Consider the following 15,326-nt stretch of genomic DNA (forward strand, 5'->3'; position numbering starts at 1 on the left):
ATTCCGCACAAAAAATCTAAAGTTTCAATGCGAAAAATTGTTTTTATCTTTATTCTGATCTAAAGAAAATCAGTCTAAACTATAAGTATTGATTAATGTTATTGCACCTCCTTTATAACTGTACTGGCTAAGGACGTTATCTCCTATCATGATCAAAGCATTTTCCATCGGAATAACATCATAAGCATTCAATTCCTTAAAATGATCAGTCATTTCTAATTCGGGAGAATTCGAGGTATCATAGATTTTTAATCCAAATTCCCCATCACATACAAAAAGGCGATCATCTTTAACTCCAAGCCCGTAGGGACTTTCCATTTCATAAATCTGAAGACTTTGAGGGTTCTTTTTATCTGAAATATCAATTATTTCCAGCTGACTAAATTCCTGTCCGCAAAGATTTCCGCCTCGAATAGTTACATACGCCAAATCATCCTTTACCACAACTGGGTCACATCCATAAATATGTTGAATATCTGAAGCATAGACAGGTTTAGCCGGATTTTCAATATCATATATATACAAACCTGTGGCGCTGCCTAGGTATAAATAGCCTTCATTATTAAAGATTGTCTCAATTTGCCATCCTACCTGTTCTTGGCTTGTAATGGTGGGAGTTGTAGGATTACTAATATCAAAAACAGATAAATTATATTCTCCTACCACATATAAAAAATTATCTGATATATTAAATCTCGCCATGGAACCTCCTGTACCAGAACCATCAAATTCAGAAAAATTTGGTTGGGGTTGTTCATTAGTAATATATGTTGGCACCTCCCTTTCTCTCGTTTCAATAGTATAACCTATCACAATATTATTATCCCAGTCAAAATTCGAAAAATCATACTCCTGCACATTTTCTGTAGGTCGTAAAAGTTCATCCTCAAAAACTTCTTCTACTCGGTCTTTCAGTTTAAAATTATTAAGATCGCTAATATCAAATATAACCAGATCCATTTTGGAATTGGCATATAAAAGATCATCCTTAATAGCAATATCTGTGTTTCCTGGAATGTTCAAAAATTTTAATTTAACAGGAGAAAAATTAGAATTATCAAGAATATGCACCCCTTTCCCATTATCATTTACAAAAATGTAATTTTCATACACATAAATTTTACCAGATTGCTTAATCGCTTTAGGACTATCTATAGAAATTGAAGCTCTAAAATCGGCTTTAGACTGAACAATTGGAATTGCGACACTATACTCTTCCATTGCAATTTTATCTTTTTCACAAGAGAGAAAAATCGCCAAAAACACTGCTAATACCGAATAAGTAAATTTTTTCATACTATTCCAACTTTATGGTTTCATATGTAGGGATATAAAATAAAGATAAAAAAAATATCTGTCACTTTGTCATAACCGCAGTAAAACATATCTTTGCAAGCTAAATTACCTATAAGGACACGATTGACATATGGAGAAGATCATAGATGAGAAATTACAGGGAAATACCCTGGTTAGAGAGCCGAAAGCCGATAATACACGAAAGTTATTCATTGAGAGCTATGGTTGCGCAATGAATTTTAGCGACAGTGAGATTGTAGCATCCATACTTCAAAAAGAGGGATTTAATACCACACAAAATCTTGAAGATGCAGACTTAGTTTTAGTAAACACCTGCTCTATTAGAGATAAAGCTGAACAAACTGTAAGAAAGCGTTTACAAAAATACAATGCTGTAAAAAGAATAAACCCAAAGATGAAGGTTGGTGTTCTTGGATGTATGGCCGAGCGTTTAAAAAGCAAATTTTTAGAAGAAGAAAAGATCGTAGATCTCGTAGTGGGACCAGATGCTTATAAAGATCTTCCTAATCTTATTAGTGAAGTTGAAGAAGGAAGAAATGCAGTGAACGTAATTCTTTCTAAAGATGAAACTTATGGGGATATTTCTCCCGTAAGATTACAAAGTAATGGAGTCTCTGCTTTGGTTTCTATTACCAGAGGTTGTGATAATATGTGTACTTTCTGCGTAGTTCCTTTTACGAGAGGTCGTGAGAGAAGTAGGGATCCACAGAGTATCATAGAAGAAGTTAATGATCTCGCCAGTAAAGGTTTTAAAGAAATTACGCTTCTGGGCCAGAATGTAGATAGTTACTTATGGTATGGCGGTGGACTTAAAAAAGATTTTAAGAATGCTTCTGAAATAGAAAAAGCAACGGCAACTAATTTTGCCACATTACTAAAAATTGTTGCTGAAGCACATCCTAAATTACGTATTCGTTTTTCTACATCTAATCCGCAGGATATGACGATGGATGTGGTAGATATGATGGTGAAATATCAAAATATTTGTAAACACATTCATTTACCTGTCCAAAGTGGAAGTGACGCTGTCTTAGAAAGAATGAACAGACTGCATACAAGAGAAGAATATTTTACACTTATAGATAATATAAGAAAGAGAATTCCAGATTGTGCTATTTCTCAAGATATGATCGCAGGATTTTGTGGTGAGACAGAGGAAGATCATCAGGACACCTTATCTTTAATGGAACATGTAAAATACGATTTTGGATATATGTACTCTTATTCTGAAAGACCTGGAACATTAGGTGCTAAGAAATTTGAAGATGATGTTCCTGAAGACATAAAACAAAGAAGGCTTGCAGAAATTGTAAAACTTCAGCGCGAACATTCCCTTCTTAGAACACAAGGGTATATTGGAAAAACAGTAGAAATACTAATTGAAAGAGAGTCAAAAAAATCTGATAAGCAATGGAGTGGTAGAACTACTTATAATGCAGTTGCAGTTTTTGACAAAGAAGACTATAAAATTGGAGATTTCGTTAATATTGAAATTACCGACTGTACCAGCGGAACCCTTATTGGTAAACCTGTTGGATATAGCATCCATAACTAGTGACTCGCCAATAAAAAATTATATAAATTTAAAGTTGTAATCTGGTGTAAGCCATTAAGCAATAGTTAAGAAATATATGGAATCAGTTCAAGCAATAAAACAGCGATTTGAGATCATAGGGAACGATCAAGTATTAAATCGTGCAGTAGAAAAAGCTATTCAGGTAGCTCCTACAGATATTTCTGTTTTGGTTACAGGAGAAAGTGGTGTGGGAAAAGAAAGCATTCCTAAAATAATACACTCCTTATCTCATAGAAAACATGGTAAATATATCGCTGTAAACTGTGGAGCAATCCCAGAAGGAACTATAGACAGTGAATTGTTTGGTCACGAAAAAGGAGCCTTTACAGGAGCAACAGCAACCCGAAATGGTTATTTTGAGGTTGCAGATGGCGGAACCATTTTTTTAGATGAAGTAGGAGAACTTCCATTAACCACTCAGGTAAGATTACTTAGAGTTTTAGAAAATGGGGAATTTATAAAAGTAGGATCTTCTAAAGTTCAGAAAACAAATGTTAGAATAGTAGCAGCGACAAACCTAAACATGTTTGAAGCTATTAAAAAAGAAAAATTTAGAGAAGATCTTTATTATAGATTAAGCACGGTAGAAATTAATCTACCTCCTCTAAGAGATAGAAAAGATGACATCCATTTATTATTTAGAAAATTTGCAGCAGATTTTGCCATTAAATATAAGATGCCTACAATTAGGTTAGAAGATGATGCCGTAGAGTTACTTCAGAAATATCAATGGGGAGGAAATATTCGCCAATTACGAAATGTAGCCGAGCAAATTTCTGTCCTAGAACAGGAAAGAAGCATTAACGGTGCTAAGATTAAGGGTTATCTTCCAAATATTGGAAGCAATTTACCAGCTGTTATTTCAGAAAAAAAGAAAGAAAGCGATTTTAGCAATGAGCGAGAGATTTTATATAAGGTGCTTTTTGATATGAAAAGTGACTTGAATGATCTAAAAAAACTCACTATGAAATTGATGGAAAGCGGGAATCTTAAAGACGCAAAAGATGAACATGAAGGATTGATCCAAAAAATATATGGCGAAGATGATGATGAGCAGGACATAGAAGATTTAAATGATGAGGAGCTTAACATTTTACAAATCCCTCAAAATTCTTCTAAAGAAAAAGAAGATAAATATTACTTTGCTGAAGAAATTGAAGAGGAAGAAACTCTTTCTTTACAGGATAAGGAATTAGAACTGATCAAAAAATCTTTAGAAAGACATGCTGGGAAAAGAAAAAGTGCGGCTGAAGAATTAGGGATTAGTGAGCGAACATTATATAGGAAGATTAAGCAATATGATCTCTAGTTTGAGGTTTCAGGTTTCAGGTTTCAGGTTTCAGGTTTCAGGTTTCAGGTTTCAGGTTTCTAAAAAGTATTTAAATTATAATATTGAATGAAAAAAATTGGTTTTATTTTAAGTTGCTTATTGGTTCTTAGCTTTCAATCCTGTGGTCTCTATTCTTTTACAGGGGCAGATACGGGTGCAGCTAAAACTTTTCAAGTTAATTATTTTCAGAATACATCAGACATTGTTGAACCAGGCATAGATAGAGCCTTTACTTTGCAACTTCAGGATCTTATTCAAGGGCAAACCAACTTAAGTCTAACTAATTCTGGAGGAGACCTTATTTATGAGGGAGAAATAATAGATTATTATGTTGCCCCAATTACAGCAACAGCACAGAATACCGCTGCACAAAACAGACTTACCATTGCTGTGAACCTAAGATATTATAATACATTGCAGCCAGAAAAGGATATAGAAAGGAGATTTTCATTTTATTATGATTATGCTGCAAATGCCCAATTAACCGGATCTACTCTAGATACTGCCATAGAAGAGATCTATTCTAGAATTACTCAAGATATCTTTAATGCAACGCTTACAAATTGGTAATGAATTCTAAAGAATTAACTTCCTTATTTGCAAATTCTGCTTCTGTTAAAAATTCAGAAATAGCAGTATTGGAACCTATTCTAGAGAAATTTCCTTTTTTTCAGGCTGCTAGAGCAACTTATCTCAAAGGATTATATTCTCAAAATAGTCCTCGTTATAATTCTGAATTAAAAAGGACTGCCGCACATACTTTAGACAGAAGTGTCTTGTTCGATTTTATTACTTCGGCAAATTTTCTTCAAGATAAAGTAGCCTTGCAAATTAAAAATCAGGAAGAGAACTTAAGAAATATTACAGTTTTTGAACCTGAAGAAGTTTTTGGAACAAAGAGTCTTGCGATAAACGAAGCTATTAAGATGAAGCAAATAGAATCGGACCAAGTAATGGATCCCTTTTTATTTGAAAAATTAAATGAACAAACTTCCTCAGAGACCCCAAAGGAAAACATTCCTGAAGCGCCTTCTATAAAAATTGGAAAACCATTAGAATTCAATACTGAGGAATCTCATTCATTTTCAGAATGGTTAAGTTTAACTAGAGCATCACCAATAGAAAGGAATACCTCTAAGCAAAAATTAAATTCTCCTTTAAGATCAAGAAAATCGCAACTTATAGATAATTTTATTTCTAAAAGCCCGAAGATAAAACCTAATAAACCTGCTAGTAATTCCAATATAGCACTGGATAGAACCGTCCCTCCAGAGGCATTAATGACAGAAACTTTGGCTAGGGTTTATTTAGAACAAAAGAACTATAAAAAAGCAATTCAAGCTTTCAAGATTTTAAGTTTGAAAAATCCCGAAAAAAGTGGTTTCTTTGCAGACCAAATTCGGGCAATTAAGAAATTACAAGAAAATAATACAGGAAAAGAATGAGCACATTCACTATTTTTTTAGCATTGATAATAATTGTAGCATTTTTGCTAGTAGTAGTAATTATGGTACAAAATCCTAAAGGTGGCGGACTTTCATCTTCATTTGGAGGTGGCGGAGGTCAGCAAATTGGAGGAGTAAAGAAAACAGGAGACTTTTTAGATAAAAGTACATGGACACTTGCTACTTTAATGCTTGCGCTAATCTTACTTTCTAACATTCCAGTAATGGACGGAAGCGGGATCTCTGAGTCTAGAGTAATTGATAATGATGGTACTATAGAAAATACAGTTCCAGAAGCTACTCAGACTCCAGTTCAAACAGAACAGGTGCCAGAGCAGGAATAAGAACATCTTACTATATAATATACAATGCCAGCTTGTCATAAGCTGGCATTTTTTGTTTCATAATGTCAGGATATATGTCGTGGCATAATTTTGGTCATTTAGGCTCTGTACAAAATGAATTAATTAACTAAAATACATTACATAATGGCTTTAAAAATTAAACCTCTTTCAGATAGAGTACTTATCGAGCCAGCTGCTGCAGAAACTAAAACAGCATCTGGAATTTATATTCCTGAAACCGCAAAAGAAAAACCACAAAAAGGGAAAGTAGTTGCCGTTGGAAAAGGAACTAAAAAACATGACATGACTGTTAAGGTTGGTGATGAAGTGCTTTATGGTAAATATACTGGTACTGAACTAAAATTGGAAGGGAAGGATTATCTTATCATGAGAGAAGATGATATTCTTGCAATAGTGTAAACTCTTACACATTTAAAATGCAGTCTGCATTTTAAATTAAGAATCTATAAATTATTAACTACAAAGAATCTCGCTTTTATGCCTAGCATAAAACAGAAGTGAAATTCTCAAAAAACTAAAAAGAATGGCAAAAGATATTAAATTTAATCTTGAAGCCCGCGACGGAATAAAGCGCGGAGTAGATGCATTAGCAAATGCTGTAAAAGTTACTTTAGGACCTAAAGGTCGTAATGTAATTATTGGAAAATCTTTTGGAGCACCTATGGTGACCAAAGATGGGGTAAGTGTTGCTAAAGAAATAGAATTAGATAATGCTCTAGAGAATATGGGAGCTCAAATGGTTAAGGAAGTTGCTTCTAAAACCAATGATCTTGCTGGGGATGGTACTACTACCGCTACAGTTCTTGCACAAGCTATAGTAGCTGAAGGTCTTAAGAACGTTGCTGCAGGTGCAAATCCAATGGATCTTAAAAGAGGGATTGATAGCGCTGTTTTAGCAATTACAGAAGACCTTGCAAAACAAGCAAAAGAAGTTGGAAATTCTTCAGAAAAAATAAAACAAGTTGCATCTATCTCTGCTAATAACGATGATCATATTGGTGAACTTATAGCACAAGCTTTCCAGAAAGTTGGAAAAGATGGTGTGATCACTGTAGAAGAAGCTAAAGGAACTGAAACTCATGTAGATGTTGTTGAAGGAATGCAATTCGACAGAGGATACCTTTCTCCTTACTTTGTTACAAACAGTGAGAAAATGACAGCAGATCTTGAAGATCCATATATATTATTATATGACAAAAAGATCTCTTCTATGAAAGACTTACTTCCTATATTGGAACCGGTAGCTCAATCTGGAAAACCTTTATTGATCATCGCTGAAGATGTAGATGGAGAAGCACTTGCTACTTTAGTTGTAAACAAACTTCGTGGGTCTTTAAAGATTGCTGCTGTGAAAGCTCCAGGATTTGGAGATAGAAGAAAAGCAATGTTGGAAGACATCGCAATTCTTACTGGTGGTACTGTAATTTCTGAAGAAAGAGGATTCTCTTTAGAGAATGCTACTTTAGATATGTTAGGAACTGCTGAGAAAGTTGCTATAGATAAAGACAATACAACTTTAGTAAATGGAGCCGGTGATAACGCAACAATTAAGGAGCGTGTTCAACAGATCAAAGCTCAGATAGAATCTACTACTTCAGATTACGATAAAGAGAAACTTCAAGAACGTTTAGCTAAATTGGCTGGTGGAGTTGCTGTACTTTATGTAGGTGCTGCTTCAGAAGTTGAAATGAAAGAGAAAAAAGACCGTGTAGACGATGCATTAAATGCAACACGTGCAGCCATTGAAGAAGGTATTGTTGCTGGTGGTGGTGTTGCTTTAGTTAGAGCCAAAAAAGTTCTTGAGAGCTTAAAAGGTGATAATGCAGACCAAATGACTGGTATTCAAATCGTGAATAAAGCGATTGAATCTCCTTTACGTACAATTGTTGAAAATGCTGGTGGTGAAGGTGCCGTAGTGATCAACAAAGTATTAGAAGGTAAAAAAGATTTTGGTTATGATGCCAAAACCGATACTTATGTAGATATGCTAAAAGCTGGTATTATAGATCCTAAAAAAGTAACGAGAATTGCATTGGAAAATGCGGCTTCTGTTGCTGGAATGATCTTAACTACCGAATGTGCTTTAGTAGATATTAAAGAAGATAACGCTGGTGGCGGAATGCCAGGCGGAATGGGTGGAGGTATGCCCGGAATGATGTAGCAGGCAGCGCCTGCAGGCTAAAATTAAAACCCTCGCTTCAATTTGAAGCGGGGGTTTTTTATGTTTATTCAATTAAAATTTGTCTTTGAAAAGACTAAGCGAATTAATTCCTTAGTCTAGAATTAAAAAGCTGAAGATAGCCCTTCTTTAAAATGATCCCAGTCTGATAAAATTTGACTTACAACCACAAAAACTATAATGAATACTAAGATCATTTTCCAGTTCCATTGTTTTTTGTTTGTTTCTTCCATGACTTCGATTTAAAACCAAAGATATAAAAAAGCCATCTGTATTTTTTACAGATGGCTTTTCTTAAAATTATAATTCCTGATTAAGAAACTGCTTTGAGCTTACTTATAGTAGATTTATTCAATTTATCTTCTGCATATTCTCTGGTAACTAATAGTTCTGTTTCATCTCCTTCCGGCATTTCAAACATAGCATCAGTTAAAATTGCTTCACATAAGGATCTTAGCCCTCTTGCTCCCAACTTATATTCAACTGCCTTGCCAACTATATAATTAAGAGCGTCCTCAGTAATTTCAAAAGAAATATCATCTATCTCAAACAACTTTTGATATTGCTTGATAATGGCATTTTTAGGCTCTGTAAGAATTGCTCTTAAGGTTTCCTCATCTAAAGGATCCATATAAGTAAGAGCTGGCAAACGCCCGATAATTTCAGGTATCAATCCATAATCTTTAAGATCCTTAGGGATAATATATTTTAAAAGATTAGTTCGTTCTATTTTATCCTCACTCTGTGATGCACTAAATCCAACAGCCTGCATATTTAAACGCTTACTGATGTTTCTTTCAATACCATCAAAAGCTCCACCGGCAATAAATAAGATATTTTCAGTGTCTACCTCAATAAATTTCTGATCCGGATGCTTTCTTCCTCCTTTTGGCGGAACGTTCACAGTAGTTCCTTCTAATAACTTCAATAAAGCTTGCTGAACACCTTCCCCAGAAACATCTCTGGTAATAGATGGATTATCACTTTTACGAGCGATCTTATCTATTTCATCTATAAAAACAATTCCGCGTTGTGCTTTCTCTACGTCATAGTCTGCTGCCTGAAGCAACTTAGTTAAAATACCTTCTACATCTTCACCAACATATCCTGCTTCTGTAAGCACTGTAGCATCTACAATAGCCAATGGAACATTCAACATTTTAGAGATGGTTTTAGCCATAAGGGTTTTCCCTGTTCCGGTCTCCCCTACCATAATGATATTACTCTTTTGGATCTCTATATCATCGTCACTTTTTGGTTGTAATAATCTTTTATAGTGATTATAAACAGCCACAGACATTACTTTCTTAGTAGCTTCTTGCCCTATGATATATTCGTCTAAAAATGCTTTTATAACCTTCGGCTTGCTTAACATCAAATCTGATGACAACTCCTTTGCGCCTCCTTGTTTTGATTCTTCTAAAACTATCCCATGAGCCTGCTCGATACATTTATCACAAATGTGTGCATCTAAACCTGCAATCAGGAGATCAGTCTCTGGTTTTTTCCTTCCACAAAAGGAACATTCTAAATCATCTTTCGCCATTTCTTACAATTTCAATATTTTAAATACTGCAATCAGAATATATGAAATATCCTGGCGGTATCCTAAATCATTCTATTTATCGCGGGTTAAAACCTCATCTATCATCCCGTACTCCTTCGCGCGATCTGCTTTCATCCAAAAGTCTCTATCGCTATCTTCTTCAATTTTCTCGTAAGATTGCCCACTATGTTTAGCAATAATATCATACAATTCCTTTTTCAAGCTAAGAATCTCACGTGCTGTAATTTCTATATCACTCGCTTGACCTTGTGCTCCACCTAAAGGTTGGTGTATCATCACTCTGGAATGAGGTAATCCACTACGCTTTCCTTTTGCACCTGCACATAATAACACTGCTCCCATAGAAGCTGCCATTCCTGTGCATATAGTTGCTACTTCAGGCTTAATAAATTGCATGGTATCATAGATCCCTAATCCTGCATATACACTACCTCCTGGAGAGTTAATATATATCTGGATATCCTTAGAAGCATCTGTACTTTCTAAAAACAATAGTTGCGCTTGAATAATATTAGCGATCTGATCGTTGATGCCAGTTCCTAAAAAGATGATCCTATCCATCATTAATCTTGAAAAAACGTCCATTGCAACAGCATTCATCTGGCGCTCTTCAATAATATTTGGGGTCATCCCCATTGGGTTCATACTAGTGATAATCTTATCGTAATAATTCCCGTTGATACCATGATCTTTTATGGCATATTTTTCGAATTCTTTTCCGTAATCCATAGCTTATTATATTCTCTATTTAAGTAAATAAGGCGTTATAACCATTGGTTTAACGCCTTAAAGATATGTATAAAATTTTAAGAAAGTCTACTTGTAGATCTCTTTAACAAAGTCTTCGTAAGTAACCTCTTTTTCTTTTAAACTGATATTTTCTTTATAGAATCCTAAGAGTTTTTCGTTCATCAATTGTTCAGATAAACGCTTAATCTCATCTTGGTTTGATAAAACACGTGCAGCGATATCATCCAATTCCTTTTCTGAAGGATCCATTTGACCAAATTGAGCCATTTGCTCTTTAATTCTAGCGGTAGTGAATTCTTTAAGATCTTCAAATTTAACTTCCAACTTGTTTTCTCGGATTAATTTCCCTTCAATCAATTGAAATCTTAAACCTTGCTCGCTCTTTATAAACTCTTCTTTAGCTTCTTCTTCACTTAATGGCTTCTCTCCTACTGTGCGAATCCATTTCTGAAGGAATTCCTTTGGAAGATCAAACTTATTATTTTCTATTAAAGCTTCAGTAACATCATTTAATAATTGCTGATCTCCTTGCTGCTGAAATTGTTTTGCAGCATCTTCCTTGATCTTTCCTTTAAGATCTTCTACATTCTTCACTTCTGAATTTGGAAAAAGCTTATCGAACAACTCCTGATTTAACTCAGCAGATTCCTGATGATTTATTTCAGTTACCGTAAGAGTTACATCCACATCTAAATCATGAATTCTATCATGCTCTACATTTAAAACTTTTTCTAATTGATGATCATCTTCAAAAAGACCTTTAGTTTTTAAAGTAATTACATCCCCTTTTTTTGCTCCAACTAATTTATTGATATTCTTTTTCCCCTTTAACTGGTCTAAAGAAATAGTCCCTTCATTATCTATATTTTCTTCTTCATTTACAAGAGTTCCAGCTACAACATCCCCTTCTTCAGCAACTTCTTTAGAAATCAATTTCCCATATTGTTTCTGGATATTGGTGATCTGATTATTGATCATCTCTTCTCCTGCCACAATATTGTAATGAGTGATTGGTTTTTTGGTCTTTAAATTCACATCGAATTGTGGAGTTAATCCTAATTCAAATTCAAAACTGTAATTATCCTGATCCCAGTTAAAGTTCTCTTTTTCCTTTGGTAATGGATTCCCAAGAACATCTAGCTTCTCTTCAGTTAAATATTTATTTAAAGCTTCTTGTAATAATTTATTTACCTCATCTACCAATACAGCCTGACCGTATTGCTTCTTCACCATCCCCATTGGGACATGACCTTTTCTAAATCCAGGTATATTTGCGGTCTTTTTGTAATCTTTTAAGATCTTGTCTACTTTTTCACTGTAGTCGTCTTTCGCGATATCTACTTTTACTATCGCATTCAATTCGTCAATATTCTCTCTAGTAATATTCATTGTAACGTATTATAAAAATTGGTGTGCAAAAGTACACATTTTTCGATTGTTCACAAAGTTTCAAATTGCTGAATTACAGCATTCTCTAATCTGATCCCAGCACAGAATATAAAATAGTTTGTAGAAGAGATAACAGCAAGCTAAATATAAGGGCAATTAAAAAGCCATCTACTCCAAACCCGCTCACAAACGCATCTGCCAATAAGATTATAACGGCATTAATTACCAGCAAAAATAAACCTAAAGTAATCACGGTCACTGGCAATGTTAATAATACCAGAATTGGCTTCACAATCATATTAAGAATAGCTAAAACTAATGCAACAATAATTGCAGTAACATATCCAGCAACTGTTACACCAGGCAAGAATTTTGCAAGTAAAACTACCGCAACTGCGGTTAAAAGAATGCGTATTAGAAATTTCATCTCTTTGTTTTTTTGGTTAATTATCTAACAAAAATGCAAAAAAAACGCCGGAATAAATCCGGCGTCTTGGTTTTTGTGATTTAATTAATATCATCTATTCTTTTGAAAGTTGAATGTTATTATGAAATACTATTGAACATCATTACTTAACGTTACAGTTCCATAAGCTCCTATATTTACTTTTGGAACTGTAGAATTGTAAGTAGCGTTTATAGCATCTATAATAGTGTTAGCTACCAATGCATAACCTCTAGGAGTTGGATGTACCCCATCTAGAGAAAAAGCTCCACCTGTTACAAATTGCGAAGTTAGCATTCCTGCATCATAAGGAATACCGCCATTTGCAACCTGATCGAGTGTAACTTTCACATCTACAAATGCTAATCCATTCGCTTGAGCCAAAGCTTTTATAGTTGCATTATAGCTAGCTTGCGCAGTAGAAATTGCAGTTAACTCATCTTTATCTAAAGCATCTTTATCATCTACGCCACTTACAGCAGCTAATACCAATTGAGCTTGTTCTGGCGTAGGTTGACCTCCTGTTTGAAGTAATCCTAGTACTTGCATAACTTCTGGAGTTAAAACAACAGAACCATATCCTTGAGCCAAAGCTGCTTGATCTATAGTAAGAACTAATAATTCTTCTTCAGTCATTTGTCTAAATCCTAATGGATTAGTTTGAGAAACTGGCACATCAATTAAAAATCTGTTTGGACCAGCACTAAACGTTAGTGCATACTGAGCCGCAACAGCTTGAGCTGTTGCTGCATCTAAACCTTGTTGAATCGCTCCTTGAGCAAAAATACCTGCTACTGCTTGAAAAAATCCAGTTAAATTCGCCGCTGTTGCTGCATCTAATACCAACGCGTTATTAGGAACCGTAGTGAAAAACGGAATTGAAGTAACATTTGGTATATTAACTAAAGCACCATCTGCACCTGTTCCTACCATTGTACTTACAATTGTAGAATATGCTGAAGCAAAAACTTGTGGATCTGTAATATCATTAGGTCCATAAGTAGATGGATCTAAATTCCCTGTCTGGTCTACACCAACTCCACCTGAAGTAGCAAAACTTAAAATATCATTATTCCCGATGAACACAGAGAAAAAAGTTGGATTCTGTGCAGCAGCATCTGCTAAAACTGTTGAGCTAGGGGTAGATGCAAATCTCACAAAATATGGATTTGCAGATCCCACAGGTACTCCAGAAATATCTCCATAATTAGGAGTTATTAAATGAAAACTTTTAGCTCCAGGAACTCCCATATTACTAAAAGGTCCAGATAAAACATTTGTAATATCTGTGGTTGGTTGCATTCCTGTATAAATTCTTGGAGCGGGCGCCCCATCTGTTCCAAAAGCTAATACTCTTCTATTATTTGTAATTTGATTTCCAGCCAATAATAAACCTCCAGCGTTATCATTTACTAAAGGCTGAGTGAAAGATTGGATTTCTTGTACTTTGGCAAATTGCTGCGCCATAATATTAGGATAGGAATTTTCCTGTCCTGTTAAGTAAAGTGCTCCATCTGCATAACCCGCAGTAAGCGAATTTCCTAATGCAACATAATTTGAGAAATCTGTTTCTCCATTAGAATAAAATCCAGCTTCATCTACAGGCTTGTCTAATTCCGGCTCACAAGAAATAACTCCTAATGCCAGAAATGGTAAATATTTTATATAATTTTTCATTTTAATATCTGGTTTACTATTATAATTTATAAGTTATTCCAATTCCTGGTACAAACGCGCTAGACTTGTAAGTTCCTCCAAATGGAACAGCCTGACCGTTTTCTAAATAAGAATCATAAGAAGCATTCACCTCTTTAAATCTAGAATATAAGAAGGATGCATCTATAGCAAAATGATCATTTACATTTACAGAAAGACCAGCTGTGAAGTTGTTAGAATCATTACGAGGAGTTTCTGGAGCAAAGAATCCTTCTTGAACTGGAGATTCATCAAAATAATATCCAGCTCTTAAAGTAAACATATCATTTGTCTCGTATTGAAGACCAAATCTATACACTGAAGAATCTTCATACATCCTAAGGTTCTTAGAATCTGGAATACTAGGATTTGCAAAGTCTATATCTAAAGACTTGTAAACACTCCAAAATGTCATATTATAATCAAATGCAAACAACCATTTATCACAGAATTCATAAGAAAGACCTACAGTAAGTTCTGCAGGCAAAGGAAGCTCAGCATCAAATCTGGTATCTGCAAATGGGGTTGCAGGAGAATTTGGAATATTTTCAAAATCTGCTTCGCCATCTTTAGCTTCCAAAATAATTTCAGATCTATAATTAAATCCAATTCTTAAATTATCAGCTGGAGAGAACATTGCACTTGCAGACCATCCCCAGTTAGAAACACCTGATGCATCCACAGTTACTTCAGATCTATTTCCATCGATATCAGACAACGTTCTGTTTAAATTTCTATTGAAATTAACACTTCCAGTAACATAGATAGGACCACCTCCGACACTAAAATATTGATTTAGCTTGAAAGATAATAATGGCTGAATGTATATTGCGGCAAGGTCTATGTTATTAACAAGATGTGAACCTGCCCAATCGTCTTCCCATTCTACAGAGCTTCCATAAGGAGTGTAAACGCTTAAACCTGCAGTTAACCAATCGGTTACCTTATAAGATGCATATAAATATAATGGAGTTCCTACAGGACTATTTGTCCTTGCTACATCTCCTGTTTGTTCATTTTGATAGACTACATCTGAGAACACACCAAACCCACCGACAGATATGTTTATTTTATTCTCTAAATAGACTAATCCCGCTGGATTAAAAAATCCTAGCTCTGCACTGTTTACCACCGCTACTCCGGTATGTCCCATTGCTAAGGCACGCTGTCCCTGCAAACTTACACGATACCCTCCCGCATAGGTTACTGCGGTAGCCAACATGAAAACCGCAAGAAATAATAGTTTTTTCATAATTAAATTTGAGTTA

General features: G+C 34.8%; 15 protein-coding genes. 7 read left to right on the forward strand and 8 right to left on the reverse strand.

Features of this window, described 5'->3' with window-relative positions; all coding sequences use genetic code 11:
• Window positions 1–69: 69 nt before the first annotated feature.
• A complete protein-coding gene (locus I130_RS03035; protein ID WP_034919223.1) occupies window positions 70–1,296 on the reverse strand; it encodes an LVIVD repeat-containing protein in 1,227 nt (408 codons plus the stop codon).
• Window positions 1,297–1,426: 130 nt separating this feature from the next.
• Here I130_RS03035 and miaB point away from each other — a divergent pair, with 130 nt between their 5' ends.
• The 7 genes from miaB to groL all read left to right on the forward strand — a co-directional run bounded on the left by miaB (window position 1,427) and on the right by groL (window position 8,194).
• Window positions 1,427–2,872 (forward strand): tRNA (N6-isopentenyl adenosine(37)-C2)-methylthiotransferase MiaB, encoded by a 1,446-nt coding sequence (gene miaB / locus I130_RS03040; RefSeq protein ID WP_034919228.1) that lies wholly within the window; start codon window positions 1,427–1,429, stop codon window positions 2,870–2,872.
• Window positions 2,873–2,948: 76 nt separating this feature from the next.
• Complete coding sequence (locus I130_RS03045) at window positions 2,949–4,202, forward strand: sigma 54-interacting transcriptional regulator (protein WP_034919231.1); 1,254 nt, start codon at window positions 2,949–2,951, stop codon at window positions 4,200–4,202.
• 87 nt (window positions 4,203–4,289) lie between these two features.
• Window positions 4,290–4,793 carry an LPS assembly lipoprotein LptE gene (gene lptE / locus I130_RS03050; protein ID WP_034919234.1) on the forward strand — a complete coding sequence of 168 codons (504 nt, stop codon included), beginning with the start codon at window positions 4,290–4,292 and terminating at the stop codon, window positions 4,791–4,793.
• A complete protein-coding gene (locus I130_RS03055) occupies window positions 4,793–5,668 on the forward strand; it encodes a hypothetical protein (RefSeq protein ID WP_034919239.1) in 876 nt (291 codons plus the stop codon). Before lptE ends, I130_RS03055 begins: the two co-directional genes overlap by 1 nt.
• Window positions 5,665–6,012, forward strand: a complete 348-nt coding sequence (gene secG, locus I130_RS03060; RefSeq protein WP_034919244.1) for a preprotein translocase subunit SecG — start codon at window positions 5,665–5,667, stop codon at window positions 6,010–6,012. The genes I130_RS03055 and secG overlap by 4 nt, the downstream gene beginning before the upstream one ends.
• Before the next feature lie 144 nt (window positions 6,013–6,156).
• Window positions 6,157–6,432 carry a co-chaperone GroES gene (gene groES / locus I130_RS03065; protein WP_026837493.1) on the forward strand — a complete coding sequence of 92 codons (276 nt, stop codon included), beginning with the start codon at window positions 6,157–6,159 and terminating at the stop codon, window positions 6,430–6,432.
• Between the two features lie 124 nt (window positions 6,433–6,556).
• Complete coding sequence (gene groL, locus I130_RS03070) at window positions 6,557–8,194, forward strand: chaperonin GroEL (protein WP_034919248.1); 1,638 nt, start codon at window positions 6,557–6,559, stop codon at window positions 8,192–8,194.
• Window positions 8,195–8,316: 122 nt separating this feature from the next.
• On the opposite strand, the gene I130_RS16875 is transcribed toward groL, so the two are convergent.
• The 7 genes from I130_RS16875 to I130_RS03100 form a co-directional block, all read right to left on the reverse strand.
• Entirely contained in the window at window positions 8,317–8,445 is a 129-nt protein-coding gene (locus I130_RS16875) for a hypothetical protein (protein ID WP_262489269.1), read from the reverse strand.
• Window positions 8,446–8,525: 80 nt separating this feature from the next.
• Window positions 8,526–9,758, reverse strand: a complete 1,233-nt coding sequence (clpX, locus tag I130_RS03075; RefSeq protein WP_034919251.1) for an ATP-dependent Clp protease ATP-binding subunit ClpX — start codon at window positions 9,756–9,758, stop codon at window positions 8,526–8,528.
• A gap of 72 nt (window positions 9,759–9,830) precedes the next feature.
• Complete coding sequence (gene clpP, locus I130_RS03080; RefSeq protein ID WP_034919254.1) at window positions 9,831–10,508, reverse strand: ATP-dependent Clp endopeptidase proteolytic subunit ClpP; 678 nt, start codon at window positions 10,506–10,508, stop codon at window positions 9,831–9,833.
• Window positions 10,509–10,595: 87 nt separating this feature from the next.
• On the reverse strand, window positions 10,596–11,918 hold the full coding sequence (gene tig, locus I130_RS03085) for a trigger factor (protein ID WP_034919259.1): 1,323 nt from the start codon (window positions 11,916–11,918) through the stop codon (window positions 10,596–10,598).
• Window positions 11,919–12,003: 85 nt separating this feature from the next.
• On the reverse strand, window positions 12,004–12,345 hold the full coding sequence (locus tag I130_RS03090; protein ID WP_034919263.1) for a phage holin family protein: 342 nt from the start codon (window positions 12,343–12,345) through the stop codon (window positions 12,004–12,006).
• Between the two features lie 129 nt (window positions 12,346–12,474).
• On the reverse strand, window positions 12,475–14,040 hold the full coding sequence (locus tag I130_RS03095; protein ID WP_034919267.1) for a lipase: 1,566 nt from the start codon (window positions 14,038–14,040) through the stop codon (window positions 12,475–12,477).
• A 19-nt stretch (window positions 14,041–14,059) separates the two neighbouring features.
• Window positions 14,060–15,310: an OmpP1/FadL family transporter gene (locus tag I130_RS03100; protein ID WP_034919270.1), complete on the reverse strand. Its 1,251-nt coding sequence runs from the start codon at window positions 15,308–15,310 to the stop codon at window positions 14,060–14,062.
• Window positions 15,311–15,326: the final 16 nt, after the last annotated feature.

The sequence above is a fragment of the Gillisia sp. CAL575 genome (assembly GCF_000403785.1).
In the GTDB taxonomy this organism is placed as follows: domain Bacteria; phylum Bacteroidota; class Bacteroidia; order Flavobacteriales; family Flavobacteriaceae; genus Gillisia.

Bases quoted from the DNA above. Each gene is read 5' to 3' on its own strand.
- I130_RS03045 (WP_034919231.1), top strand. From the start codon at position 2,949: ATGGAATCAGTTCAAGCAATAAAACAGCGATTTGAGATCATAGGGAAC.
- I130_RS03095 (WP_034919267.1), bottom strand. From the start codon at position 14,040: ATGAAAAATTATATAAAATATTTACCATTTCTGGCATTAGGAGTTATT.
- I130_RS03035 (WP_034919223.1), bottom strand. From the start codon at position 1,296: ATGAAAAAATTTACTTATTCGGTATTAGCAGTGTTTTTGGCGATTTTT.
- I130_RS16875 (WP_262489269.1), bottom strand. From the start codon at position 8,445: ATGGAAGAAACAAACAAAAAACAATGGAACTGGAAAATGATCTTAGTA.
- I130_RS03055 (WP_034919239.1), top strand. From the start codon at position 4,793: ATGAATTCTAAAGAATTAACTTCCTTATTTGCAAATTCTGCTTCTGTT.
- groL (WP_034919248.1), top strand. From the start codon at position 6,557: ATGGCAAAAGATATTAAATTTAATCTTGAAGCCCGCGACGGAATAAAG.
- tig (WP_034919259.1), bottom strand. From the start codon at position 11,918: ATGAATATTACTAGAGAGAATATTGACGAATTGAATGCGATAGTAAAA.
- I130_RS03100 (WP_034919270.1), bottom strand. From the start codon at position 15,310: ATGAAAAAACTATTATTTCTTGCGGTTTTCATGTTGGCTACCGCAGTA.
- lptE (WP_034919234.1), top strand. From the start codon at position 4,290: ATGAAAAAAATTGGTTTTATTTTAAGTTGCTTATTGGTTCTTAGCTTT.
- groES (WP_026837493.1), top strand. From the start codon at position 6,157: ATGGCTTTAAAAATTAAACCTCTTTCAGATAGAGTACTTATCGAGCCA.
- clpX (WP_034919251.1), bottom strand. From the start codon at position 9,758: ATGGCGAAAGATGATTTAGAATGTTCCTTTTGTGGAAGGAAAAAACCA.
- clpP (WP_034919254.1), bottom strand. From the start codon at position 10,508: ATGGATTACGGAAAAGAATTCGAAAAATATGCCATAAAAGATCATGGT.
- miaB (WP_034919228.1), top strand. From the start codon at position 1,427: ATGGAGAAGATCATAGATGAGAAATTACAGGGAAATACCCTGGTTAGA.
- I130_RS03090 (WP_034919263.1), bottom strand. From the start codon at position 12,345: ATGAAATTTCTAATACGCATTCTTTTAACCGCAGTTGCGGTAGTTTTA.
- secG (WP_034919244.1), top strand. From the start codon at position 5,665: ATGAGCACATTCACTATTTTTTTAGCATTGATAATAATTGTAGCATTT.